Annotated in this window: 22 protein-coding genes and 1 riboswitch; of the genes, 11 read left to right on the top strand and 11 right to left on the bottom strand. The window is 49.7% G+C overall.

Features of this window, described 5'->3' with window-relative positions:
- Nucleotides 1-13: 13 nt before the first annotated feature.
- Complete coding sequence (locus IEY46_RS07095) at nucleotides 14-799, bottom strand: amino acid ABC transporter substrate-binding protein (protein WP_229750121.1); 786 nt, start codon at nucleotides 797-799, stop codon at nucleotides 14-16.
- A 214-nt stretch (nucleotides 800-1,013) separates the two neighbouring features.
- Here IEY46_RS07095 and IEY46_RS07090 point away from each other — a divergent pair, with 214 nt between their 5' ends.
- From IEY46_RS07090 to IEY46_RS07075, 4 genes are read left to right on the top strand one after another with little or no spacing between them, the layout of a single operon-like run.
- The gene (locus tag IEY46_RS07090; RefSeq protein ID WP_188990468.1) at nucleotides 1,014-2,120 is read left to right on the top strand and encodes an ABC transporter ATP-binding protein; all 1,107 of its coding nucleotides are present in this window, start codon (nucleotides 1,014-1,016) and stop codon (nucleotides 2,118-2,120) included.
- Complete coding sequence (locus tag IEY46_RS07085) at nucleotides 2,110-2,910, top strand: ABC transporter permease (protein WP_188991770.1); 801 nt, start codon at nucleotides 2,110-2,112, stop codon at nucleotides 2,908-2,910. Before IEY46_RS07090 ends, IEY46_RS07085 begins: the two co-directional genes overlap by 11 nt.
- Before the next feature lies 1 nt (nucleotide 2,911).
- A complete protein-coding gene (locus IEY46_RS07080) occupies nucleotides 2,912-3,715 on the top strand; it encodes an ABC transporter permease (RefSeq protein WP_188990466.1) in 804 nt (267 codons plus the stop codon).
- Entirely contained in the window at nucleotides 3,712-4,785 is a 1,074-nt protein-coding gene (locus IEY46_RS07075; protein WP_188990464.1) for an ABC transporter substrate-binding protein, read from the top strand. Before IEY46_RS07080 ends, IEY46_RS07075 begins: the two co-directional genes overlap by 4 nt.
- A 100-nt stretch (nucleotides 4,786-4,885) precedes the next feature.
- On the opposite strand, the gene IEY46_RS07070 is transcribed toward IEY46_RS07075, so the two are convergent.
- Nucleotides 4,886-5,773: a helix-turn-helix domain-containing protein gene (locus IEY46_RS07070; RefSeq protein ID WP_188990462.1), complete on the bottom strand. Its 888-nt coding sequence runs from the start codon at nucleotides 5,771-5,773 to the stop codon at nucleotides 4,886-4,888.
- A 127-nt stretch (nucleotides 5,774-5,900) separates the two neighbouring features.
- On the opposite strand from IEY46_RS07070, the gene IEY46_RS07065 reads away from it, so the two are divergent.
- A complete protein-coding gene (locus IEY46_RS07065) occupies nucleotides 5,901-6,968 on the top strand; it encodes a Gfo/Idh/MocA family protein (RefSeq protein ID WP_188990460.1) in 1,068 nt (355 codons plus the stop codon).
- A gap of 97 nt (nucleotides 6,969-7,065) precedes the next feature.
- Nucleotides 7,066-7,809, top strand: a complete 744-nt coding sequence (locus IEY46_RS07060) for a phytanoyl-CoA dioxygenase family protein (RefSeq protein ID WP_229750120.1) — start codon at nucleotides 7,066-7,068, stop codon at nucleotides 7,807-7,809.
- Between the two features lie 67 nt (nucleotides 7,810-7,876).
- On the opposite strand, the gene IEY46_RS07055 is transcribed toward IEY46_RS07060, so the two are convergent.
- The 7 genes from IEY46_RS07055 to IEY46_RS07020 form a co-directional block, all read right to left on the bottom strand.
- On the bottom strand, nucleotides 7,877-8,323 hold the full coding sequence (locus IEY46_RS07055) for a hypothetical protein (protein ID WP_188990456.1): 447 nt from the start codon (nucleotides 8,321-8,323) through the stop codon (nucleotides 7,877-7,879).
- Nucleotides 8,310-8,882 carry a signal peptidase I gene (gene lepB / locus IEY46_RS07050; RefSeq protein ID WP_188990454.1) on the bottom strand — a complete coding sequence of 191 codons (573 nt, stop codon included), beginning with the start codon at nucleotides 8,880-8,882 and terminating at the stop codon, nucleotides 8,310-8,312. The genes IEY46_RS07055 and lepB overlap by 14 nt, the downstream gene beginning before the upstream one ends.
- A gap of 391 nt (nucleotides 8,883-9,273) precedes the next feature.
- Nucleotides 9,274-10,152 carry a membrane protein insertase YidC gene (gene yidC / locus IEY46_RS07045; protein WP_229750119.1) on the bottom strand — a complete coding sequence of 293 codons (879 nt, stop codon included), beginning with the start codon at nucleotides 10,150-10,152 and terminating at the stop codon, nucleotides 9,274-9,276.
- Nucleotides 10,153-10,540: 388 nt separating this feature from the next.
- Nucleotides 10,541-10,954 carry a DUF2203 domain-containing protein gene (locus tag IEY46_RS07035; RefSeq protein ID WP_188990448.1) on the bottom strand — a complete coding sequence of 138 codons (414 nt, stop codon included), beginning with the start codon at nucleotides 10,952-10,954 and terminating at the stop codon, nucleotides 10,541-10,543.
- A 214-nt stretch (nucleotides 10,955-11,168) separates the two neighbouring features.
- On the bottom strand, nucleotides 11,169-12,299 hold the full coding sequence (locus IEY46_RS07030; protein WP_188990446.1) for an NADH:flavin oxidoreductase: 1,131 nt from the start codon (nucleotides 12,297-12,299) through the stop codon (nucleotides 11,169-11,171).
- A gap of 106 nt (nucleotides 12,300-12,405) precedes the next feature.
- Nucleotides 12,406-12,717 (bottom strand): ArsR/SmtB family transcription factor, encoded by a 312-nt coding sequence (locus IEY46_RS07025; protein WP_188990444.1) that lies wholly within the window; start codon nucleotides 12,715-12,717, stop codon nucleotides 12,406-12,408.
- A gap of 50 nt (nucleotides 12,718-12,767) precedes the next feature.
- Nucleotides 12,768-13,508, bottom strand: coding sequence for a GTP pyrophosphokinase (locus tag IEY46_RS07020; RefSeq protein ID WP_188990442.1), 741 nt, complete (start codon nucleotides 13,506-13,508; stop codon nucleotides 12,768-12,770).
- Nucleotides 13,509-13,672: 164 nt separating this feature from the next.
- Nucleotides 13,673-13,873, top strand: a riboswitch (cobalamin riboswitch).
- Between the two features lie 191 nt (nucleotides 13,874-14,064).
- Between IEY46_RS07020 and IEY46_RS07015 the strand changes: the two genes are divergently transcribed.
- The 5 genes from IEY46_RS07015 (at nucleotide 14,065) to IEY46_RS06995 (ending at nucleotide 23,480) form a co-directional block, all read left to right on the top strand.
- Nucleotides 14,065-19,236: an S-layer homology domain-containing protein gene (locus IEY46_RS07015; RefSeq protein WP_188990440.1), complete on the top strand. Its 5,172-nt coding sequence runs from the start codon at nucleotides 14,065-14,067 to the stop codon at nucleotides 19,234-19,236.
- A 71-nt stretch (nucleotides 19,237-19,307) separates the two neighbouring features.
- Nucleotides 19,308-20,279 (top strand): DUF4430 domain-containing protein, encoded by a 972-nt coding sequence (locus tag IEY46_RS07010; protein ID WP_188990438.1) that lies wholly within the window; start codon nucleotides 19,308-19,310, stop codon nucleotides 20,277-20,279.
- Nucleotides 20,276-21,157: an energy-coupling factor transporter transmembrane component T gene (locus IEY46_RS07005; RefSeq protein WP_229750118.1), complete on the top strand. Its 882-nt coding sequence runs from the start codon at nucleotides 20,276-20,278 to the stop codon at nucleotides 21,155-21,157. Before IEY46_RS07010 ends, IEY46_RS07005 begins: the two co-directional genes overlap by 4 nt.
- Entirely contained in the window at nucleotides 21,142-22,812 is a 1,671-nt protein-coding gene (locus IEY46_RS07000) for an ABC transporter ATP-binding protein (protein WP_229750117.1), read from the top strand. Before IEY46_RS07005 ends, IEY46_RS07000 begins: the two co-directional genes overlap by 16 nt.
- The gene (locus IEY46_RS06995; RefSeq protein WP_188990434.1) at nucleotides 22,794-23,480 is read left to right on the top strand and encodes an ECF transporter S component; all 687 of its coding nucleotides are present in this window, start codon (nucleotides 22,794-22,796) and stop codon (nucleotides 23,478-23,480) included. Before IEY46_RS07000 ends, IEY46_RS06995 begins: the two co-directional genes overlap by 19 nt.
- 868 nt (nucleotides 23,481-24,348) lie before the next feature.
- Here IEY46_RS06995 and IEY46_RS06990 read toward each other — a convergent pair.
- Nucleotides 24,349-25,320: a 2-hydroxyacid dehydrogenase gene (locus tag IEY46_RS06990; RefSeq protein ID WP_229750201.1), complete on the bottom strand. Its 972-nt coding sequence runs from the start codon at nucleotides 25,318-25,320 to the stop codon at nucleotides 24,349-24,351.
- A gap of 160 nt (nucleotides 25,321-25,480) precedes the next feature.
- Nucleotides 25,481-25,726, bottom strand: a complete 246-nt coding sequence (locus tag IEY46_RS06985; RefSeq protein WP_229750116.1) for a hypothetical protein — start codon at nucleotides 25,724-25,726, stop codon at nucleotides 25,481-25,483.
- Between the last annotated feature and the right edge of the window lie 82 nt (nucleotides 25,727-25,808).

Here is a 25,808-nt window from a genome sequence, read left to right as displayed (position 1 = left end):
TTTCCGGCTTCCTTTACTTGGAGACGTCCGTATTGAACCACTTTTGGGATATTTTCAAATAAGCGCCATCGTCATGCATGTCTTTCAACGCCTGATTCACCTGTTCCACAAGATCATCGCCTTTGCGCAGCAAAAAGGCATTGGATGTCGCATCCGGCTCTTCATATACCGTCTTGACAGCCAGATCGGGGCGCTGCTTTTTGAGGTCCAGATAGGAAAGACTGTCATTGATGGTGGCATCGATGCGACCGGATACAATTAAATCGATGGCCTGATTGAAGCCTTCCACGACGGTGTTTTTCGCCCCGTGTTCCTCCGCAATCTTCCGGTAGTTGCTGTCCAGGGACTGCCCGACTTTTTTCCCTTTCAGGTCATCAAGCGACTTAATGGTCTGATTGTCGGAAGCGACAACCAGAACGGCCCGGGAGACAATATATGGATCAGACATATCATATTTCTCCAGCCGGTCCGGCCTTACCGCCACTTCGTTGGCCACCATGTCATAACGTTTGGCATCCAGACCGGCAATCATGCCGTCCCACTTGGTCTCAACAAAACGCGGCGTGCGTCCAATCCGCCTGCTCACTTCCGTGGCCAGCTCCACATCGAAGCCTGTCAGCGCGCCGCTCTCGTCATGGAAAGTAAACGGAGCATAGGTGCCCTCTGTACCGATGGTTAAATCACCTTTCGTTCCAGAAACCGGAGTATTATTATTTCCCTCACCGGATGGTTTGCCAGCTCCGCATGCGGTTAATGCTACTGGTAGCAGGACAAGAAGAAGGATCCGTATAATGTTCAACTGTTAACCCCCCATTCAATAGGCTGGTGTTATTGTTCCCAATCCCTTCCGCTTTCATGAGGGGGACTTGACGATATCCTTTATGCAGTTTGGGTAAGAATCTTCAAATAAGAGCGCAACATTGTGTATAATCTACAGGGTACAAGTGTTATATCTGATGATTTGAGGAGCTTGTGACGACTCCCATTTATAACGTAGAAAAGAGGAATTATTTTTGTCCAATCAACCTATTATCCGGTTCGAAAAGGTGACCAAACAATATGATAACAATTCTCCGGTTCTTAAGGACGTGAGCTTTGATATCGAACGCGGCCGCTTCTATACGCTCCTTGGTCCATCGGGCTGCGGAAAAACAACCGTTCTCCGCCTGATTGCCGGTTTTACGGGGCCGACAAACGGCAATATTTATTTTGACGGAAAAATCATCAACCGGCTTCCAGCCAATCAAAGGCAGGTCAATACCGTCTTTCAGGACTATGCCTTGTTTCCGCATCTGAACGTGTTTGAGAATGTGGCTTTTGGGCTTCGTATCAAGAAGCTCAAGAAATCCGACATTACTTCGCGGGTCAAAGAAGCGCTTCGTTTTGTCAATCTGGAGGGATATGAGAACCGCGAGATCACGGAAATGTCGGGAGGACAGCGGCAGCGGGTCGCCATTGCCCGGGCGATTGTGAATGAGCCCGGCGTGATCCTGCTGGACGAACCGTTATCCGCGCTTGACCTGAAGCTTCGTACGGAGATGCAAGTGGAGCTGCGCGAGCTTCAGCAGCGTCTGGGGATCACGTTTATATTCGTTACCCATGACCAGGAGGAGGCTCTGGCGATGTCGGATGAGATCTTTGTGCTTAATCAGGGCCGCATCGAGCAGAGCGGCACGCCGACCGACATCTACGATGAACCCATCAACCGTTTCGTAGCCGATTTCATCGGAGAATCGAATATTGTTCCGGGCAAAATGCTTGGCGACTTCCGGGTCGAATTCGTCGGCAAATCATTCGAATGCGTTGATCAGGGCCTGCAAACTAATGAACAGGTGGAGATTGTCATTCGTCCCGAGGATCTGGAGATTCGTAAAGCCAGCGAGGGCAAGCTTCTGGTGCGTGTCGATTCGCAGCTGTTCCGCGGTGTTCATTATGAGATCATCGGCCATGACGAAGCCGGCAACCGCTGGCTGGTCCATTCAACGAGGAAGGCAGCCGTCGGTGAGACCATCGGGCTCTATTTTGATCCGGAGGCCATTCATGTTATGCGTTTGGGTGAGACCGAAGAAGAGTTTGATAAGCGGCTTGAAGCCTATGGTGGGACAGACGATGCAGACTAATACGCGAAATATATACCTCGTCCCTTATGTGATCTGGATCCTTTTGTTTGTTGTAGCCCCCATCGTACTCATCGTGTATTATTCGTTTTTTGATATCGAAGGGAATTTTACGCTTGGCAATTACGTGAAATTTTTTACGCCGGTCTATTTGAAAATGACCGTCAGCTCCTTCTGGTATGCGTTGCTTATTACTGCTTTCTCCCTGCTGATCGCCTATCCGGCTGCTTATATCCTGACCCGCACGAAACATAAGCAGCTGTGGCTGCTGTTTATTATTCTGCCAAGCTGGATCAACCTGCTGCTCAAGGCATATGCTTTTATCGGCTTGTTCGGAACATACGGCTTTGCCAATGCGCTGCTCGAAGCGCTCGGCATTGGGAACAGGCAAATTCTGTTCACGGATTTCAGCTTCATTTTCGTGTCCGTCTATATCTTTATCCCGTTTATGATCCTGCCGATTTTTAATGCGCTGGAGAAGATGAACCCGTCTTTAGTCGACGCCGCGAAGGATCTGGGGGCATCTTCCTGGACAACTTTCTGGCGCGTTGTATTCCCGCTTACGCTCAGCGGAGTGAAATCCGGTTTCCAGGCTGTGTTTATCCCCGCACTCTCCCTGTTCATGATTACGAGGCTGATCGCGGGTAACCGCGTTATTACACTCGGTACCGCGATCGAGCAGCATTTTCTGGTCACACAGGATTGGGGCATGGGCGCGACGATAGCCGTTTTCTTAATCATCGCTATGGCCCTGATTATGGTCTTGACCGGGAATCGGAAGGTGAGGGTCTGATATGAAAACAAGCAAGATAGCTGCCAATCTGTATCTGGTACTTGTATTCCTGATTCTGTACGCCCCTATTTTCTACCTGATGTATTATTCCTTCAACAGCGGCGGCTCCATGGTCCATTTTGAAAGCTTTACGCTGGATTGGTACAAGGAAGTATTCGCGGATACGCGCCTCTTGATCATCGTGCTGAATACAATTGTTATTGCCCTGCTGTCCGGTGCGATATCGACCATTCTTGGCGTGATTGGCGCACTTGCCGTCAGGCATGTCCGCAGACGACAGCCGAAGAATGCGCTGCTGGCCCTAAATAATGTTCTGATTGTAAGCCCGGATGTGATTATCGGAGCCTCCTTCCTGATCCTATTCACTTTAATCGGGATTAAACTTGGATTCGTCTCGGTGCTGTTGTCCCATATTGCGTTCAGTGTGCCTATTGTCGTCATCATGGTGCTGCCGAAACTGGAGGAAATGAGTCCGACCCTTGAGGACGCGGCTCGCGACCTTGGCGCAAGCTCCTGGCATGTTTTGTCCAAGGTGACGCTCCCTTATATTAAACCGGGCATATTCGCTGGCTTCTTCATGGCCCTGACTTATTCGCTGGACGACTTTGCCGTCACCTTCTTCGTAACGGGCAACGGCTTCTCCACCTTGTCGGTTGAGATTTATTCCCGCGCAAGACATGGCGTATCGCTATCGCTTAACGCGCTTTCAACGCTCCTGTTCCTGTTCACAGTCCTGCTCATTATCGGCTATTATTTCATCAATCGGCGCGTATCCCGCCCGGCTGCCGCGGAGGTGTCCAAATGAAGCAGCTTGTCCGCGTGTTCGGCGCGATATTTATTATTTCCTTCGGGCTGATGTATCTGACTTCCTGGCTGAATGCTACCGAAGGCTATACGAGCGGCAGGACGCTCACGATCTACAACTGGGGCGATTATATCGATCCGGAGCTGATTGCCAGATTTGAGAAAGAGTCGGGGATTAAAGTCATTTACGAGACCTTCGATTCCAATGAAGCGATGATGACCAAGATCGAACAAGGCGGTACGACCTATGACATCAGCATCCCATCGGAATATGCAATCAGCAAGATGAAGGAGGAAGGCCTGCTGCTTCCCATCGATCACAGCAAGCTGCCGAATTTGAGTAATATCGATCCACGGTATATGAATTTGTCGTTTGACCCTGACAACACCTACTCGATTCCATATTTCTGGGGTACGGTCGGCATTGTGTATAATGCGGATATGCTCGGAGGCCGGACGCTTACGAAGTGGAACGATCTTTGGGACCCTGAGCTGCGCAATCAGATTCTTCTTGCGGACGGGGCTCGCGAGGTTATCGGCATGGGGCTTAATACACTGCATTATTCGCTTAACGATACGAATGAGGAGCACTTACAGGAGGCGATTCGCAAGCTTAATGCGCTGACTCCCAATGTGAAAGCGATCGTTGGCGATGAAATCAAGCTGCTGCTGGCCAATGAGGAAGCGTCCATCGGTGTCGTCTGGTCCGGTGATGCCTCGGAGATCATCGGGGAGAATGACAAGCTGGATTATGTCCTGCCGGAGGAAGGAACCAATCTGTGGTTTGATAATATGGTCATCCCCTCTACGGCGAGGAATATAGAAGGCGCCCATGCCTTCATCAACTTCATGCTGGAACCCGAGGTAGCGGCGCAGAACACGGAATATGTCGGCTATTCGACGCCCAATGCCGGAGCGCTGGAATTTTTACCTGAAGACATTGCCGGTGATAAACGCTTCTACCCGGACCCGGAACAGACCAATACGCTGGAGGTTTATGAAAATTTGGGAAAAGTCATGCTCGCCCATTACAACGAGCTGTTCCTTGAATTCAAAATGCACAAAAAATAAACGAGAGACCGTCAAGGCAGCTTAAGCCTTCCGGTCTCTTGTTCATTTCTGGCATCAAGAATTGCCTTGATTCCATGACTTTTTCCTGTGCGGATGCGGGTTACGCCTGCCGTTCATGAACCGGCTGGGTTTTGAGCTTGCGGTATACAGTCGGCACGACACCTTTCCGTTCACGAAAGAGACGGGAAAAGGTTTTGTAAGAATTATAGCCAACCTCGTATGCAATTTCCGTCACATTCATCATTGTGGAAACGAGCAGGCTGCATGCATGTCGAATCCGCAAATCATTCAGGAACTGGGTAAAGGTAAGTTCTGTCATCTCTTTGATGCGTTCGCTGATTCGCGACATGCTCATGGAGAATTTCCTGGACAGGTCCGATAAAGTCAGACTTTCCTGATAGTGATTTTGGATATAATGAATCATTTGCCAGGTGGGATTCGGTTTGACAGCGGCAGCCGCAACAGAATCTGCTCTCCCCTGCCCTGCGCGCCGCTTGCGGTCAAAATGGATCAACAGCTCGGCAAGCTTGGCTTTAATCATCGGTGCTCTCCAGCTGTCTTGTCCTTCATATTCCGCAAGCAGCTCATACAGATGAGAGCAGAATCGTTCGTGATCCGCACCGGTTAATTGAATGAAGGCAGCAAGGCCCTCATCCTGTGCGAGGAGACGGTCCAGCTCCATATGTCCGCCCGCTTCCATCAGCAGGTTCATGCTGAACGTGCAGTTGAACAGAACAAGCGTCTGGCCGGGATCAGTAATGATTTCATGAATTTGAAAAGGCAGAATGAAGGTGAACACGCCAGGAACCATAGGATGAAAGGAACCGTTGATGCCTTCTCGCCCTCTTCCCTCGATCACATAAGAAAATTCGAGAAAATCATGACGGTGAGTGGGATAGCCGTCCTGAAGCCGGTTAATCTTGATATGCAGCGGCAGCGGCGAATCCATGTTGGGATATGTTTTTAAGTTTTTAGGAAAATAAGTCATAAAAGACTCCCCCGCCGAAATATTGAGACATTCTTCGAAATACTGGGATACTTTGCTTCCCCATTTATTCTACCATGATAAGGAATCGTTTACGAAGTTGAAGAAGCAAAGGAGCGGAATAAAAAACATGGCTAAGATCAGAATCGGTATTATTGGAGCCGGCAATATAGGCACCGTTCACATGGGTGAATTTTCGAAGTTGTCCGGGGAATGCGAAATCGCCGGGGTTACGGATCTCGATCTGTCCCGGGCGGAGCAGCGGGCGGGCGAGTTTAAGATTGCCAAGGTGTTCCAATCGAATGACGACTTGATCAACAGTCCGGATATCGATGCTGTTATTATAGGCGTCCCCAATCAATTTCACGCTCCGCTGGCCGTACAGGCCCTGGAAGCGGGCAAGCATGTTCTGCTTGAGAAACCGATGGGACTGCATGTGGACGCCGCCCGTCAAATTGTAAAAGCAAGCCGTTTATCGGATAAAACGCTAATGGTTGCCCACCAAATGAGATGGGAATCGGTACCGATGCAGATCAAGCAGCAGGTTGAAGCCGGTGAGCTGGGTGACATCTATACAGCCAAGGCGGGCTGGTTCCGCCGTAAAGGCATACCTGGCTGGGGAACCTGGTTCACCCAAAAGGAACAATCCGGCGGTGGACCATTAATCGATATCGGCGTTCATTTGCTGGATCTCGCGCTTCATCTGATGGGCAGCCCGAAGCCGGTTGCCGTATCTGGCGCAACCTATGCCAAATTCGGTCCGGATCGCAGGGGAATCGGCACATGGGGTACACCGGATTGGGACGGGCATTATGATGTCGAGGATTTTGGAACCGCGTTGATCCGGATGGAAGACGGAAGCACGCTGACGCTGGAAGTCAGCTGGGCCGTACATATGGATACGGACAATTCGCCGTTCATTCATTTGATGGGCACCGATGGCGGAGCCAGCTATCGCGGGAGCCAGGGCAAGCTGCTGACCGAGAAGTTCATGCGCCCTATCGACACGGAGCTTGATACGCCGGATAACGATGAAGGTGCGAGGCTGCGCCTGAGCCGTCATTTCCTCGAATGTATCCGTGATGGGAAACAACCGTTAACCACGGCGATGACCGGGTTTACCAGCAATCTCGTGCTGGATGCCATCTATGAGTCATCGCGAACCGGACAAGAAATCAAATTGGACTGGACGGTTTAATTTCTATTCGCTACCCTGCAAATAAATGAAACTGGATGTCCACATTCGCCGGGCGTTTTCAAAAGATTGTTTTTACGATTTCAAGGAGGTGCGGAACTTGAATTGGTTGTCAGTGGAACAGAAACAATCGCTGGTTGAGCATGGCTATCTCAAAGTCCCGGGCGTTATTCCCCCCGTTATGGTGGAGCGTGCTATGCGCCGTATTAATCATTCAATCGGCAACGGCATGAATGTGGATGACATGACAAGGTTCCGTGCCCAGTCCTATTGTCCGGAGCTTACAGGAGAAGCTCCCATTTCCGACTTGTATAATCGGACGCCCGTGAGAAGCATGGTTGAATCGCTTCTCGGTGAAGATCAGGTACAGCCGGTCCATGATGGCCAGATCGCCCTCCGATTCCCTTCGCTGCAGGACCCGCCTGGCGCTCCTTCTCCTCATCTGGACGGCATGTATTCGCCTCATAATGGGGTACCGGAAGGAACCATAAGCAATTTCAGCATGCTTGTCGGCGTGCTGTTATCTCCGGTTCGCGTGCAGAATGCGGGCAATTTCACCGTTTGGCCGGGAACCCACCGGTTATACGAGCAGTATTTTCGCGAACACGGTCCGGAATCTCTCCTGAACGGGATGCCTCCGCTGGAGCTTCCGCAGCCGGTACAGACAACCGGAGAGCCTGGAGACATATTTCTCGTCCATTATCAATTAGCACACAGCGTTGCGCCCAATCTTTCTCCTTTTCCACGTTATGCGATATTTTTCCGTATCTCGCATGTGGATCACGGTTTGGACTGGAGGGCGCCAATGACCGATATCTGGCTTCATTGGCCGGGAGTCAAATAGTTTTTCCCATGATTGCAAAAGGGTAGCCATTTAGATCGGCTACCCTTTCATCCGAATTATTTATTTGTTATTTAGGATTACTTGACTGAGTTTGCTTCCATTCTCCATCTGGAGAAAGAGTTAAAACCCATATTTCATTATTCGTCCCCAAATAAAAATACGAGTACATAAACGCTTTATTGTTTAACAAATTTATATAAAGCTGATATTGCACATTGCCAGCCATTATATCTTGAAAAGCCACATGTTGAAGATCGGGACTGTACTTAAAATCGCTTTTTGTTTTATCAAAAATCATAACATCGCTGCCGTCTCCAAATTCATTAAACACCTCGTGTCCAAAGACATCCCGAAGTTCTTCTTCGGTCATATCGATCTTAGCATGTTCCTTTAAGTATTCAATTGTTATTAATGGAGCAAAGCTTGCTCTGTTACATCCGATAATCGCAAACGTCAATACCAGCAAAATTATAACTATTACTTTTTTCGTGACACTCACTTCACTCTTGTTCATACCCCACCACTTTCCCGAGGATATCCTTTTTCAGGAAAGGCCCCGCTGTTTGACTATCATTAACCCCTTTCCAACGCACATCTGCCAAAATATAATACTCGTTATCCTTCAAATGTACTACTTTCCAAGAGTCATTGTTGTCAAAGGAAGAATCATCGCCATAAAACGCCTTCAGTTTATTGTCGTTAATATAGACTTGACCTTTTTTAATACTTACCGCTTCACCAGGTAATCCCACGACCCTTGCAATATCTGTGTCTTGGTCTTTTTTGTTTTTCGTTTTGAATACTACAATATCCCCACGAGAAATGTCATATTGTTCATAGTACTTCAAGTCTAATAACACTTCGTTGTCTACGCCAAAAGGATGCGGTTGACTATAACCAACCTCTGATAACATTCCGTCAGTTCGCACCTTTACCTTTCTCAGTGATGGGTCAGGTTTCTCGATCACCTTTATTTTCACTTCTGTTGCGGTGTCCGTGACGTTTTCGGTGCAACCGTTTAATATCAAGGCAATGAATAGAAATAATCCAAGAACCGTTAACTTGCGTGTCATAAATCTCACCCTTTCCGATATTGCAGTTGCTTCATCGGATTTGTCATTAATACTGTTTTCCCTCTATGTATAATTATATATAAATAGTCAACGCCGCGGTGTATAGCAATACGATCATTATTGTTGAACTATTCTCTCGTTATTTCGTTCGTTCACGTGACTGCACCTTAATTTACCATTATTATACATCAATTATTGAAGAATGACGGCCAATTCGGCCGCCATTCTTGTTATAAAACTTATAAAGTTGAATTGCCAATTAACATGCCATTCGTGGTGTCCGTTCAACTTCTGCACCTCAGAACGGAATTCGTTAAAAATTTTCGGGGGCTCTTTTTTTTCAGCAGGTATCCCTGTCGCCCTTCTTGGAACCAAGCTGACAATACTCCATTTAAAGAGCAGCTGCCTCCTGTGCTGTCTCAATCCGGTAAATGCGGCTGGAAAGCATTGTCTGCAGAATCATAACCAAACCGCCAACACACCAATAAAGAGGAATGGCGGCAGGCATGGAAAATGAGAAGAAGCCCATCATGACCGGAGAAAGATAGAGAATCCAGCCCATTCCCTTCTGGCCGTTCAAAGGCAGATTGCCCGCTTGTGCGACTTTAGCCTGTATCAGATAGACCGCAGCCGCTACGAAAGGCAGAATCAGATCCGTACTGCCCAGCTTGAACCACAGAAAAGTATGGTGAGCAAGTTCCGGGTTCATCCGTATGGCATAATACAGACCGGACAAAATGGGAATCTGCAACAGCATCGGCAGGCAACCAAGCGATAATGGGTTATAACCATGTTTGCTGTAGACTGACATCGTTTCCTGCTGCTGCTTGCGCAGGGATTCCGTATCCTTGACTTTGGTGTATTTGGCCTTGATGGCATCAATTTCAGGCTGCATCCTGCCCATCAAATGCTTCATATTCTGCTGACGCTTATACTGGGACATCATAAATGGCAGCAGCGCCAGCCGGACCAGTACCGTAATTGCAATCAGCGCCAGTCCGAAACTGCCGCCAAACCAGCCTGCGAAGTGATCTATCAGCCACGAGAAGGGATAAACAAGGTAATGATTGAACAATCCCGGCGTTTGGGCATCAATGGTTGTGCTCGTCCCGCATCCGGCCAGCAGCGTAACCATAACCATGCTTGCTGCCAACATCAAGAACCGGGCACCCTTGCTCCTTTTTGTTCTGCTGATTGCGTTCTGGTTCGTCCGTATTCTACGCCCAACAGCTGCGCAATTTGTATTCGTGTCCTTCCCCATCGTTTCCATAACCATCCTCCCTGTTGAGCTTGTTGGTACGCGTTCAACAGGGAGATACAAGGGGATGAATCATCATCTGGTGCTTCCTTGCGTTTAATATGCCGCGTTAGCCGCTGCCTGAACGTAAGGTTTGCGGCGGAGGGCTGAGTCAGAAGCGGGAGTGGATATGCCGATACACTTGCGTTCATCCGGTTTACCCCATCCGAAGCAGGAATCCAGATCAGATAAAGATAAGCAAAAGAACATAAAATACAGATCGACATCACGTTAGTCAGCGCATCATGAAACTCAAACAATGATAATCACCCCCCTGTCGTACCTTATTCTTTCATTCTATCGCAGGGGAATCCCAATGGAATCCGTCTCGGGACGGATCATGTCATCAGGACTGTTCTGCTTATTCCTCCGGAAGCGGCTTGCGGCCGATAAATCCATCATGCCAGCCGTGGTAATGGGTAATGCTCGTTTCTCCTTCCTTCCAGCAGATCAGCACTTCCTCCCCATCGACGATTGCAGGAAAATCGATTAATCCGGGATTGATCATTTTTAGCAGCACGCCTTTCCGGGCAAAATTCCCAATCAGCATGTCAGCCTCCATCTTAAGAAATTCAAGCTTGCTTTCCCTTTCAAAAAAAGGATCGGGATCGTTTTCGATCTGAACGGAGGCTTCTTTATACAAAGCCTTTCTTTCCTGCAGCTCGGAATATTCAGTCTCGAACTGTGTCGTTAATTCCTGCAGCTTAAACAAATCGGCTTTGAGCTGCGGGAGAAGCGCGTTTGCTTCATCCGGTGTAAACGTTATTTTCTCCAAGGCTGTTCCTCTCCTTATTCAATCATGATGCCAGAATAGTTTTGGTGCTTGTTGCATTAGATTTGGTGAACGGTCCTTATTCTTCCATTCTATCATTTCATCAGGATGTTTCTCCAGTTCGGCAGCTTATTAGGCCTACTCGCTGCCTCAAGCGATTGTCAGTCGCTTATGCAAAAAAAACCATCTCACATGGAGATGGTTCAGGATTTATTTATTATTCAAGCGTTCGAAGTGCATCTGCGGTAAAAGGCTCCATTTCATCAGAACGGCCTTCACGAATTTTCTCTGCCCAAGCCGGATCAACGAGCAGCGCGCGGCCAACGGCCACCAGATCGAATTCCCCGCGTTCGAGCCTTGCAGTCAAATGATCAATGCTGGTCGCTTCGGCCCCTTTGCCTTCACTGAAGAAAGAAGTGAACTCATTATTAAGACCTATCGAACCGACGGTTATGGCCGGTTTTCCTGTCAGCTTCTTCGTCCATCCGGCCAAATTCAGATCAGATCCTTCAAACTCAGGCTCCCAGAAGCGACGGGTCGAGCAGTGAAAAATATCAACGCCTGCTGCTGCAAGCGGCGCCAGAAACTCGCCCAGTTTCTCCGGCGTTTCGGCCAGCTTAGCCGTATACAAGGTCGTTTTCCACTGTGAGTAGCGAAGCACAATCGGAAAGTCAGGGCCAACCGCTTCGCGGATCGCCTCAATGACTTCCACGGCAAAAGTGGTCCGGGCCACCATGTCGCCACCATAGCGGTCGGTACGCTGATTGGTATTCTCCCAGAAAAATTGATCGATCAAATATCCATGTGCGCCATGGATCTCGACACCGTCAAATCCGATTCGTTTGGCATCCGCAGCTGCTTGCGCGTATGCTTGTACAAGCTCGGCAATTTCAGTTTCGCTTAAAGGCTCGGAAACCTTGTTCCCATTCAGGTCCAGTCCGGAAGGACTAACCGGCAGAATATCAGGATTCGGATGATCGCCGGGCTTCCAGGTCAATCCGACATGCCAGATTTGGGGAATGATCTTCCCTCCAGCGTCATGGACTTCTTTAACCACCCGGGCCCAGCCCTTCAGAGCTTCCTCGCCGTGGAATTCGGGCACATTGGGATCGTTTGTTGCCGCCGGGTGGTTAATGACCGTCCCTTCCGTGATGATCAGTCCAACTCCATGCTCGGCACGGCGGCGATAGTAAGCTGCCACGTTGGCCCCCGGTACTCCCCCCGGAGAGAAACTCCTGGTCATCGGAGCCATCACAATACGGTTGTTAAGTGTTAATTTGTCCGACACAAATGGTTGGAAGAGGGACTGGATTGATATTGACTGTAAGGAATCATTGGAATGGGTCAAGGTGGTACCTCCATATCATTTTATTGTTTATATCTATATCTATATTTATATAAATACAGATATAAGAGATCAGAAGCTGGAGCTTCCAGCTCCTGTCTTTCAGAGCCTAAAGCTCCCTTTGAATGGCAGCAATAAAGCGTTTGATGCCTTCTTCGTCGCGTCTGTAATACGTCCACTGCCCGATCCGGCGCGATTGCAGCAGACCGGCATGTTGCAGCTTAACCAGATAACCGGACACAACTGACTGGGCCAAGCCGGTTTTCTCTGATATAGAGCCGACACAGACGCTTCTTGCAAAATCGCAATCCTTGGGCATGTGGAACTGAGGAGAGAAATTCTCATCAGGATTCTTCAGCCACTCCAAAATATTGAAGCGCGTTTCATTTGACAATGCTTTAATAACAGGTAAGAGATCCATTCTCTTATTATATCTGTTTTTATAGAAATTTATAGTTTAAATTGCAATTTTCAAGCTTTTTCCTCCATGAGCTTGAGAAACGCAGGTGGCAGCCGAAACTGTTGGTTATCGATTACAAGCTGCTTGAGCTCCTCCAGCTCGTCTTCCCGATGTTCTTCTTTGATGATACTGATTTCTGTATGCAGACGCTCCATCTTCTGATCCAGAGCATTTGCGGAATCCGCCGCTTCCTTTAATTCACGTACGAGCTCTGCAGGAATAGACTGATTGTATTTATAAAATATTTTATGCTCAAGGCTGGCCCAGAAATCCATCGCGATGGTCCGGATCTGGATCTCTACGCATACCTGCTCCTGGCGATCGGACATGAAGATAGGCACTTTGACCAATAGGTGAAGACTCTGATAGCCATTGGGTTTGGGATTCTTGATATAATCCTTCACCTCCAGGATGTCCAGATCATGCTGCGTCCTGAGCATATCGCTGACCCGGTAAATATCAGAAATAAAGGAGCAGGTAATCCGCAAGCCCGCTATATCCTGGATATGAGTTCGGATACTGGAAAACGAAATGTCGCAATTCTTCCGGGCAATCTTGTTAATAATGCTCTCCGGCGATTTCAACCGGGATTTCGTGTGCTCGATCGGATTGTAATCATGCAGCATCTGAAATTCTTCCTGCAAAATTTCGATCTTGGTTTCGATCTCGCTCAGAGCAAATTTATACATCATCATAAATCGGGTTATCTCTTGCTTAAAATTTCTGATTTGCGCAATTTGTTGAAAATCCATGCTGGTGTCATTCCTTTCAAAGGTGCGCTCTAGCGGACAGAGCATTTCTTGTTCTTATCATAACTTGTGATCCGCAACAAAGCAAAGCTTGTTCCTACCACTCATGCTTGGAAAAGTCTGATAGACAAACGGACAGCTGGGAAGTAAGATAAGATTACAATTTCATATCACCACGGGAAAATGGTGCTTCGGATCCTTCGTGTTCCGCAGCTTAAAAGGGAAGTCCGGTGCAACGCCGGCGCGGTCCCGCCACTGTAAATGATGAGCTCCCTGTCTTATATGCCACTGGCTGCTTCACAGCTGGGAAGGCGATGGCGGAGCGATGATTCATGAGCCAGGAGACCTGCCTTTTTCTTGATGTTTCTAATTCTTCGGGGAGGTGAGAATGAGAAACGGCAGTTTCTTTGCGTTGGCATTCTATTAGACGTACATAGCAATTGAACAGCTGAATGAAAGAATGGATATCTGTTAGGATAGCCATGGAAATACCGAAGCCGCCCATTCAGGGCGGCTTTTATTGTGTTCATCCACCAATTGATAGAGGAAGAGGTCGGTTATGAAGGTTCCTTATTTATCCCGCAAGCTCGCTATGCTCATCTTGTCTTTTACCGTTCTAATTTCAGGCTTCGGCACTACGTTGGTATCGGTACGCGAAGCTGCAGCTTCCGCATCCAATCCGAATCTGGGACCGCTCCGTATTTACCAATGGCTTCCTGCTCCGGGTCAGTTCATTAATGAGCCATCCTGGGGCGGTACCGGGGATATTAATGAAGTCTGGAATAATAACAATCTTTCGAGCGGGGTTTCTCTTGGCGGATTCGGTGGGTCTATTATCTTCAAAATGGACTCACCGGTCTTGAATAGTCCCGATCATCCCTATGGCGCAGATTTCACCGTATACGGCAATGCTTTCAGCGGGTTTGAAGAACCTGCTGCTGTTGCCGTTGCCCAGGACGATGGAACAGGCAAGCCCGGACAATGGTATGATATCGCAGGCTCCGAGCACTATGAAGATACAACTATTCGAAACTATCAGGCGACTTATATCAATCCAGAACCGGAATTCACTTCTGTAAATGGCGTCAATATTCCTTGGTCGGATAATTATACTGGCAATGGACTAATCAAAATAAACGGATCCCACAAGCATGCTTATTATCCAATCCCGGATAATTATCCGTTAAAGCCTGATGATTTCTCCAATATTAGCTACACGTATTCAGGCGTTAATATCGGCATTCGCAAAAATGCCTTTGGATATCCCGATACGCATGCGAATGGAACCGCGCCTTATGATGTGGCAAGTAATCCCTACGCAACAACAGGAAATAAAGGAGATCCGATAGACATCAGTTGGGCTGTGGATTCAAACGGGCTGCCTGTCAATTTGGATCATATTGATTTTATTAAGGTGTCAACGGCTGTTCAAATGGATGGCGGTCCATTCGGGGAGGTCAGCTCCGAAGTAACCGGCGTTATTCCCCATGGCTCTGATCCGGCCGTTCAGGCTACGCCCGATCTCACCTCGATCGTGCTCACAAGCACGAATGCACCTGCTATAACTAGTGAAATTCCAATCACAAGCGGCAAAAACATCTATGACGAGATCATCATCGATGCCGATGCCATTAAAGTTACGGCCAAAGGTGTGGCCGACTATCTTTTTGTCAACAACAAGAGCGGCGCGGTTGGCACCCCTGTCGACAAGATTCTGGCCTTGAGCGAAACGACCCCGCGTCTTGTTCGGGTTATTGCCCAACAGGGAACAAATGAACCGCGGATTTATTATTTACGCATTCTCAAAGGCAAAACGCTCGGCGAACAAGTAACCTCGGCGATCGCGGCCAGCTCGCAGCATATTCTGGCAACTGGCGTGTCTTCCGACTGGCAGGCGGTTGGACTGGCGCAAGCAGACAAGAACATCCCGGACAGCTATTACCGTACTGTTCTCTCCAATGTACAGGGCGCAGACGGCATATTCAGCAGAGTAACCGATTATGCGCGGACATCAATCGGCATATCGGCGCTCGGTTATGATCCAACAAATTTTGCCACCTATAACCTGATCGAACGGATCTACAACAACGAGAAAATGACCAATCAAGGTATCAATGGTCCGATTTATAGCCTGATTGCTTTGGATACCAGAAATTTTTCCGTTCCAGATACGGCATTGTGGTCGCGTGCCAAGCTGGTCAGCGAGATTGTGAAGAATCAAAACCCGGATGGCGGCTTCGGTTATTCGCCGGAATCAAGCGATCCTGACCTGACCGCAATGGCTTTGATCGCTATAGCCCCTTACAAGGATAACCCGGAAGCGGCAACCGCCGGCGACAAGGCCGTACAGTGGTTGTCCCTGAAGCAGCAAACGCATGGCGGGTACAACTCCTATGGGGCGGACAGCAGCGAAAGCGTCTCGCAGGCGATTATCGCACTCACCGCAAACGGGATTGATCCTACCGGTCCTGACTTCACCAAGAACGGCATTAACTTAGTTCAAAAGCTGCTCAGCTTCCAAAAGCAGGATGGCGGTTTTGCTCACATCTTGACATCTGGAAGCAATGGCATGGCAACCGAGCAGGCCCTTCAGGCGCTTGCCGCCTACCGTTTATTCCAGAACCAGGAAGGAGCTCTTTACAACTTAAACCGGGTTCCGCTCTACGGATCTCCCGTTTCGGTCAAGATCGAGGTTGAAGGCCCACAGGGTCAACTTGCTTCCGGGACCGTAATAGGACGCAATGCGCTGGAAGCCCTGCAGCAGCTTGGTTCAACAGGCAACCTGGATGTTCAAATAAAAGAACGCAGCCAATACGGTCCTTATGTTGAGAGCATTGACGGAATTGAAGCTGGCCATTTTGGCGGTTATGACGGTTGGAATTATGTAGTCGAGCGGGACGGCAAGTGGAGGACACCTCCTGTCGGGATGTCCGAATACATTCTTTCCAGATTTGATCATATTTTGATTTATTATGGGAACAGCTCCACCCAATTGGTTCATTCCATTACTGCTTCACCTGAGCAGCCGGCTGCTAATGAGCCGTTTACCGTTACCGTTGAACAATCCAGCTGGGATTGGAATTTGAATGAAGACGTCATTACCAAAGCAGCCGATGCTGCAGTTACGATCAATGGGGTAACCATTCGCACCGATGAGAATGGAGCCGCCTTATTCCCGTCTGGCCTATCAAACGCAGGAACCTACAAGGTTTCCGTTGATCATTATGTGGAGAACGGCCCTCCTCTCCTTGTCCGCCGTGAAGGCACGATAGCAATTGGAGAGCAAGTTATTGTGTCTCCTGTAGATCCGAATCCGGTAGACCCGAATCCTCCGGTTATTCCGAATCCGGTTGATCCGGCGAATCCGGGCAATCCGAATCCGGTTGTCAAAACCATTACCTTATCCGTAATTGGAGACAGCCAGAAAGGCACGATTCTCTCGGCCAGAAATGTCACCCTTGCAGCGGGAGATACGGCTTTCTCTGTGCTCAAGCGGGAGCTTGGCAGCAAAGTGCTTTCCAGCGGATCAGGAGCTACCGCCTACGTATCGGCAATCGATGGTCTTGCGGAATTTGACCGTGGTCCGGAGAGCGGCTGGATGTATATGGTGAATGGACAATTCCCTGCTGTCGGCGCAGGACTATATCCCTTGTCCAATGGAGATTCTTTGGCATGGCGGTATACACTGAATCTCGGCAAAGATCTGGGAGATCCTTCAACCGGGGCAAGCCCAGTGACAGGAACGGGAACGCCGGCAGGCACTCCCTCTATTCCGCAAATTATCGAAACAGAAATAAACAAAGCAGCCATTAAACCGAACAACACACTACCGATCGGCAAAGCGGGAACGACCACGCAGCTATTGAATGGTTCGGAGAAAATGAGCAAGGAACAAATCGATCAACTGGCCAAAGCATTGGCTTCTGCCTCGGTATCGCTTACTCAGAATGTAGCGGCTGACAGTGAGACCATTCTGAAGGACGCCTTGGAGAAAATCCGCTTCATTGTGCCTTCCGGCGCTCTTGCTCAGGCATTAACGGTCAAAATCGAGGAATCCAAAACAGATAAACCAGGTTTTGTAACGGCCATCTTTGATTTCACGCCGAATGGAACCGAATTCCAGAAGCCTGTCTATTTGCAGTTCAAAGTTCCGGTCTGGACGGATAAGCCGGAAAACCTGGCCATCGTCTGGCTGAATGAGAAAACGGGAGAATGGATTCCGATCCCTGCAGTTCTCGATCTGAAGAGCGGCACGATAACGGGTAAAGTCACTCATTTCACGAAATTTGCCGTGGTTGACAAAAGCCGGCTTGCGGAAAAATCCCGTGATGTCTCGGCAGAGATTCAAGCCGCTGTGTCATTCATCACGGCCGGCGACTCGCTAAGCGATTGGGAAGCATTCGCTCTGGCCCGTTCCGGTACCAAGGTTCCGGCAGCATACTTAACGCAGCTGAAGGCTTTACTAAACGAAAACAATGGCGATTTCCGTAAAGTAACGGATCTGGAACGTATTGCGCTGGTGCTTCGTGCAATGGGTGAAGATCCAACAACCTTTGCGGGCTACAATCTGATTCAAAACCTTTACAGCAGCAAGAATATGACCAGTCAGGGAACCAACGGTCCTTTGTTTGCCCTGCTTGCGCTCGACAGCGACGACTACACCGTACCGGCCGATGCGCTTTGGACACGCAGCAAGCTGGTGGACTGGATTGTGCAGCAGCAGAAAACAAACGGCGCATTCCCGCTGACGCCAGATGGCGAGGATAACCTGGATATGACTGCCATGGCGGTAACCGCACTCGCTCCTTACCTCGGCCAAGCCGAAGTCAAGAAAGCAGTGGATCAATCCGTCAGCTGGCTATCGTCCCAGCAGCTGGAATCGGGCGGATACAATTCATACGGCGACGAGAATAGTGAAACGACAGCCCAGGTCATCATCGCTCTGACAGCGATCGGGGTGAATCCGGCAGACGACCGCTTCGTGAAAAAAAATGGCGATCTGTTAGCCAATCTGTTTGGCTTTCGTCAAGCCGACGGCGGATTCGCACATGTTGCAGGGCAGCAAACGAATGAAATGGCAACAGAACAAGCCTTAATGGCGCTTGTCGCTTACGATCGTTACAGCAAAGGCCAATCAGGCTTGTATGATTTAAGCGATTCTAAAAAAGCGCCGGCTCAAACAGGGAAATTTATCGACGACAGCCAGATTTCGGCCTGGGCCTCTGCGGCCGTCTATCGCGTCTACCAAGCGGAGCTTATGGTCGGATTAAGCACAACTGAGCTGCAGTTTGGCCCCAAACAGAAGATGACAAGAGCGCAGTTTGCGACATTGCTTGTGAATCTGCTGGGTGCTACGCCCGATAAGGACGCAGCTGTATCCTTCGTGGATGTGAAACCTGGAAGCTGGTATTACGGCTCTGTCATGAAAGCGAAGGAGAAAGGCATCATACAGGGCATCTCAGCCGATTCATTCCAGCCTGACCGGGCGGTCTCCCGACAGGAGATGGCCATCATGATTGCCCGGGCCTTCAAGCTGAGCCCGGATGACGCATCGTTTACCTTCAAAGATGAATCCAGCATTAGCAAAAATGCACGTAATGATATTGAAGCCGTTTATGACAACGGTCTGATGGTCGGATTCGACGGATATTTCAACCCCGCCGATTCCGTTACCCGGGAAATGGCGGCCGTCGTAGCCGATAAGCTGCATGAACTTTCAGCCACCCAATAGCATTAGAACGAAAGGAACGGGGATGAGTATTCCCCGTTCCCTTCCCTTTTTATAGGAGGAGGAGCAGATTCATGCCGACGTACACTAAAAGCCGTTCAAGCTTGCTGACCGGCTTTCTTATCCTGATTATGCTAATCACCGGCTGTGCCGGACAGGCAGACCCTGCACCTTCGATAGCGGCAGAGAAGAGCCAGGACAAAACCACATACAATGCTGTGGACTCTCCTGCCGGAAAAGAAAGCAAGGGAAATCCGAATAGCGATTCTTCGGCTGTGGATTCCTCCGATAACGCTGCCAGCAGTGGTGAACCGGTACCCTCTCCTTCCACCGCTGGCAAGGAGACGAAGACCCCTGCTGCGCCAACTTCACCGGAAACAGCAGGAAAACCTGCAACAGGGAAAGCCGCCGAGCTTTCCGGCGGGGACAAAGATCCTTCAATAAAGAAAACAGACAGCGGACCATCATCCAGCCAAGCAGATGAGTCAACCGGCAAAAGCGGCGTTCCGAAGGAATCTCAGGATAACCCTGCTTCCGGTACAGAAAAAAACAGCCCTGCAGCCTCCAAACCGGCCGGGGATCCTGCTGCCACAACTGGTACCAAGCCTGTTCCGGGGGCCGCTCAGCCTTCCGTACCCGAAAATTCCGAAAACAAAGCAGCTCAGGCTCAGGATTCAGCGGCCGCGGAAGCAAAAACCGAGAATACCGTCACTCTGTCCATCATCGCCGATCCGGATACCGGTACGGTTCTGGCCCCCACACCCATTGAGATCGGGAAAGGAGATACCGTACTCGATATACTCAAGCGAATCACCCGCAACAACAAAATCCAGATGGAGTTCAGCGGGCGCGGCGCAGCAGCCTACGTGGAGGGCATAAATAATGTGTATGAATTCGATCATGGTTCCGAAAGCGGCTGGATGTACCGGGTAGACGGCGAATTTCCGAACAAAAGCGCCGGTGCCTATAAAGTCAAAGCAGGCGATACGGTGGAATGGCTGTACACCCTGGATCTGGGCAAAGATCTGGGAGGAGATATCGAGTGAGTTCGGGATTCGGTTCCCTCCACCCTGCCGTTTGTTTTCTGTATTATGTGGCTGCTATTCTGCTTGCTATGCTCCTCCTGCATCCACTGTTTCTTGCAACATTGATTCTGTTTGTACTTCTGCTAAATCTGCTGCATGGGCGAGCGCAGCGCGCCAGGCTGCTTCGTACCCTTCCCTATTATCTATTGATCTGCGGCTCGGTTGCGGTACTCAATCCGCTATTTTCCCACCGCGGCTGGTATATCCTTTTTTATTTTATGGATCAGCCCGTTACGCTTGAGGCTATCCTTTATGGCGTTATCATGATGCTCTCGCTGCTGGCTATTCTGCTTCTGTTTCTATCTTTTCAATTCATCCTGCCCGCTGATAAATTTATGTATTTGTTTTCAGCTGCAGCACCGAAAACTTCCCTGCTTACCCTGATGACTCTGCGGCTGGTTCCGTTATTCCTTAGGCGTCTAAGACAGATTACGATAGTCCAGGGAACGCGGAGAATCGATGTCAGGCACGGCGGCCTCCGCAAACGGCTGCAGGATGGCATGGTTCTGCTGCGCGTGCTGCTCATGTGGTCGCTGGAGGAAGCGCTGCAAACTGCAGATTCCATGAAAGCCCGCGGTTACGGGACAGCCAGGCGCAGCTCGTACACCGTCTATCGGATGGACCGGCGGGATTGGATAGTTCTGCTGCTCTTGGGATTGACCGCTCTTGGCTGCTGTGCAGGGTGGCGGTACGGACACGGTGTGCTGCAAATCTATCCGCGGCTTGCGCCGATGACTTTTAATTTTGGAGACAGCCTCTGTTACGGATTGTTTAGCTTTTTCTTAATGATTCCGATTATCGTAGAAGGACAGGAGAGAATGATTTGGAGGAAATCCTGAGTATCGATTCATTATCTTTCCGTTATCCGGACGCCAATAAGGACGCGCTTGCCAATCTTTCGCTTACGGTAATGGAAGGGGAGTTTCTCGTCCTTTGCGGCGCTTCAGGCTGCGGCAAAACAACGCTGCTGCGGCAGCTCAAGCAAGAACTGGCGCCGGAGGGCGAGCGCAAGGGTATCATTCGTTTTCGGGGGACCCCCATTGAGTCGCTTGCCCCGAAAACCGCCGCTGAGCAGATTGGATTTGTTTTTCAGAATCCGGAGAACCAGATTGTGATGGACACTGTGTGGCATGAACTGGCCTTTGGCATGGAGAATTTGGGTTACCCCCTTTCTATTATGCGCAAACGGCTTGCAGAGATGGTCCATTTCTTTGGCCTTGAGCCGCTTCTGTACAAATCCGTGCATGAGCTATCCGGCGGGCAGAAGCAACTGGTCAACCTGGCTTCCGTACTGCTGCTGGGTCCCAGGCTTCTGCTGCTGGATGAGCCATGCGCCCAACTGGACCCGGTCGCTTCGCGTGAATTTCTGGATATGCTGTACCGTCTCAATCAGGAGCTGTCCATGACCATCATACTGAGCGAACACCGCCTTGAGGATGTCATCCCGCTTGCGGACCAGATTGTGATGTTAAGCGGAGGGGAAATGAAATATGCAGGCAGCGCGCAGGAATTCAGCCGGAAGATCGGTGCCGGCAACAGCCTGCAGGATCGCGCTTATCTGCCTGCAGTCACCCGTCTTTATTTGGGGGGACCGGGCGGAGCCGCATCGTCAGAAGCCGCTGCCGGCAGAGGAAGCGTGCCCCTAACAGTGAGAGAAGGCAGACAATGGCTATATACCTTGCCTGCCCCGCCTCAAACCGAGGGTCGCGACCGTATAAGCCAGGCGCACTCTGCGGAGGAGCAGGGAGAAGTAATACTGGCCTGCCGGGAACTTACCTTCAAGTATGACAGGGACACTCCGGAAATTTTAAAGAAGCTCTCCCTGAATGTGTATGCGGATGAATGGCTGGCTATTGTCGGCGGCAACGGAGCGGGCAAATCTACTCTCCTGCAGGTAATCTCGGGCCTGCTGGCTCCACAGCGGGGGAAAATCAAGCTCCGGAGCAGTGTAAAAATCGGCTATTTGGCGCAAAATCCGCTGCTTTATTTCACCCAGGATACGGTAGAAAAAGAGCTGCAGCTTACTGCGCGGCTTGAGAAACGGAAGGAGCCTGAAGCAGAAATTCCCCGATTGCTGGATCTTCTGGGCATTAGCGAGCTTTTAGGCTGTCATCCCCATGATCTGAGCGGCGGAGAGCAGCAGCGGGTGGCTCTTGCGCTTATTCTGCTGCCGAAACCGGATATCCTATGTCTGGATGAGCCGACCAAAGGCTTGGACCCTTTGAACAAACAGCGGTTTGCACAGCTCCTGGACGGGCTGCGCCATTCAGGAACCTCCATAATAATGGTTACGCATGATGTGGAATTCGCCGCCCTTCATGCCACGCGCTGCGCGATGCTCTTTGATGGAAGCATTACGTCGGAAGGCAGACCCTCGAGTTTCTTCAGCGATAACCTGTTCTATACGACTGCTATAAACCGGACGGTCCGTGGCTGGCTGCCGGATGCGTTGACCTGCGAAGATGTGTGGAGCCAATGGCCAGATACCGTATAGGGCTGCTGATCAGCATCATTGTGTTCATCGCCGCTTTGGCTGTCACAGCTGCAATCCGGAGTAATCATTACCTGCTGCTCAGCGTATTGTTTATTGTCGGCTCCATGGTTCCTTTTTTCTTCCGTTTCGAAAGACGCCGGATGGAAGCCAGGGAACTTATCTTAATTGCCGTACTGGCTGCAATCGCGTCGATGGGCCGTGTGGCGTTCGCCCCTATCCCGAGCGTACAGCCTACCTCCTTTGTCATCATCATAGCTGCGGTCGTTTTCGGAGGCGAGACCGGGTTCTTAATCGGAGCAATTGCCGCGCTGGCTTCGAATATCTTTCTCGGGCAAGGGCCTTGGACGCCCTGGCAAATGTTCTGCTGGGGAATGATCGGAGCAACCGCTGGCTGGCTGCGACATACCTGGGTGATGAAGTCTAGACTTGGCATGTGCGCTTTCGGCTTTGTCTGGGGCTTCCTCTTCGGGTGGATCATGAACATCTGGTATCTGATCAGCTTGCCGGATGCAATGAGTTGGCCGTTAGTATTAACCGCATATGTCCAGAGCTTCTATTTCGACCTTGCCCATGCACTGGCAAATGTGTTTTTCCTGGGAATCCTCGGCATCAGCTGGATTCAAATTCTCGAGCGGTTCAAGAAGAAATACGGGCTGCTGAAAAACTAATCGATCCTGATGCAACAAAGAAGGAGCCGTTCCAAATGTGTTCGCATGAAATTGGAACATCTCATTTTAAATGCAAAAGGACCTTAAAGCCCACCTAAAGGTGGAGATTAAGGTCCTTTGTTTGATTGATTTTCAGCTGAAAGCAGGGCTTCAAAATCACAAATTGGCTTTTGGGTCAGCCCCTTTTTTATTGTTTTGTGGAGCTCCTAAGGGGTCGAACCCGGATTCGACCGCGCGGACGGAATAGAAAAAATACTTCGAAGTAAAATCATCGAATGGAGGAGTACGGCGTCGGAATCTGCCTCTTTCTTCTTCGAGTCAGGTTCCTTCCGTCAGCATAATCAAGATCAGGACATCCCCTTGACTCCACCAAAACAATAAATTCAAACCATTTCATCTGAAGTAGTTTTTTTTATGGTTAAATCTATCATTAGAGCGGTTTTTTTGAATCCTGGGGTTCAGTTCCGTTTTCATTGTATTAGTTATATCTAATCATTCGGACATTAGCGACCGTTAGCATCGATTAATCGAAACTCTGGCTTTATTACGGACATTAATGCCCATAAGCGAGGGAATGATCAGGGAAAAGCGTGAAGTTTTCTTCTAATGGTCATTCGTGTCCATAAATAAAGTGAATTTACTCTATTTTTGCTCTAACGGTCATGATTGACCACTTGATAAGTGCGATATCGCTGCTGTCCATTGTGAACAATTAAAACACTCATTTCCACAAGCTTGTCTAAAATACGTCTCGCCTGTCTAATGGATCGATTCAGATGCATGGCAAGTTCATCGGAGCGAAAAGGTCCAATGATGCCACGCGCAAACCGCAAAGTCTCTGCTTCAATCCAACTGAGTCCATCCGGCATTACTTGAATTCGTTCAATAGTTGGGGAGGCGTCCCGCCTTGCAGGGCAGCCACCAGATTCCGGGCCGCCAGCATCGCCATTTCGAATCTTGTCTTGGCGGTTGCCGATCCAATATGCGGGAGTGTCAGCACATTCGGCATTTGCAGCAGCGGGTTCGAGACGTCGACTGGCTCCTTCTGATACACATCAAGTCCGGCTCCGCTTATAACACCCTCTTTAAGCGCTTCGATCAGCGCCTGTTCATCAACCGTCTGCCCACGCGATGCGTTAATGAAGATCGCCGTCTTCTTCATCAGATTAAATTCGCTGCGACCGATCAGACCTTCCGTCTGAGGGGTAAGCGGTGCCATAAGAACAATGAAATCCGACTCGGAGAGCAGCTTGTCCATTGATTCGTATCTGACCCCAAGCTGTTCTTCCGCTTCCGGTTTACGGCTGCGGTTGTGGTAAATGACATCCATGTCGAAGCCATATTTGGCCCTGCGGGCGATCGTCTCGCCGATCCTGCCCATCCCGATGATGCCCAATGTAGCATGGTGCACGTCCGTCCCGAACCACTTCTCGCCATTCTCCGGCTTCCACAGTCCTTCTTTCACATAATGGTCCAGCTCCGCTACCCGTCTGGCCGAACCCAGAATCAAGGCGAATACAAGATCGGCAACGGTATCATTGAGGACATCGGGCGTGTTCGTGCCGATTACCCCGCGCTGCTTCATTGCCGGGATATCGAAATGGTTGTAGCCCACACTGATACTGCTGACGACTTTCAGCCCAGGCGCATGCTCGAGCAGTTCGTTATTTATTTTCGTTCCTGACGTAAGCAGCCCTTCCGCCTCTCCGATCCTCGACAACAATGTCTCCCGGGGGATTGGATCCGTATGTTCCCATTTGTCGATCACACAATGTTCGGCTAAGTAGGCCTCAACCTCGGCGGGAATACGCCGATCTATGAAGATTCCAGGTTTCATGATGTTTCTCCTCTCAGGATCTGCCCTGCTACTACGGGGCTGTTCCTAATTATAGAACCAAACGCCCTGCAGTAAAAGCCCATTCCTCCAAAAAAAACCAGCAAAAAAAAGAAGAGCCCTTTCAGGCCCTTTCTGCACATGGAAATTTGTTAGCCGAGAAGCTCTAAGTGCCCGTTGTCTGACTTCTTCGCTTCCCATAGCGCTTACCTTCCTCCCGGATGAGCTTGCGAGGATACTTCTTGAACGCGTGCATTACCCACAGAAGCAGCGGTTCTTCTTCTCTTCCTCCTGAAGCGCATAAGCTGCTGCTTCCCGCATGAGGATGCAGCTGTTTCAGCAAATGATGGCCAATATAGCCACTTGCACCGGTTAACGCGATAACCGGCCGCCTGTTCGTTTCATCGGTCATTTGTATCATTCCCTGGTTGAAATACCGCTGTTAAACCTATTCCCTTTATAGGAATGGAGTAACATGATGCCGCGTGCATATT

Source organism: Paenibacillus nasutitermitis (assembly GCF_014641075.1).
Classification (GTDB): Bacteria; Bacillota; Bacilli; order Paenibacillales; family Paenibacillaceae; genus Paenibacillus_Z; species Paenibacillus_Z nasutitermitis.
The sequence above is the reverse complement of the archived record's forward strand: the minus strand, read 5'-3'. Positions and strand labels throughout refer to the sequence as shown.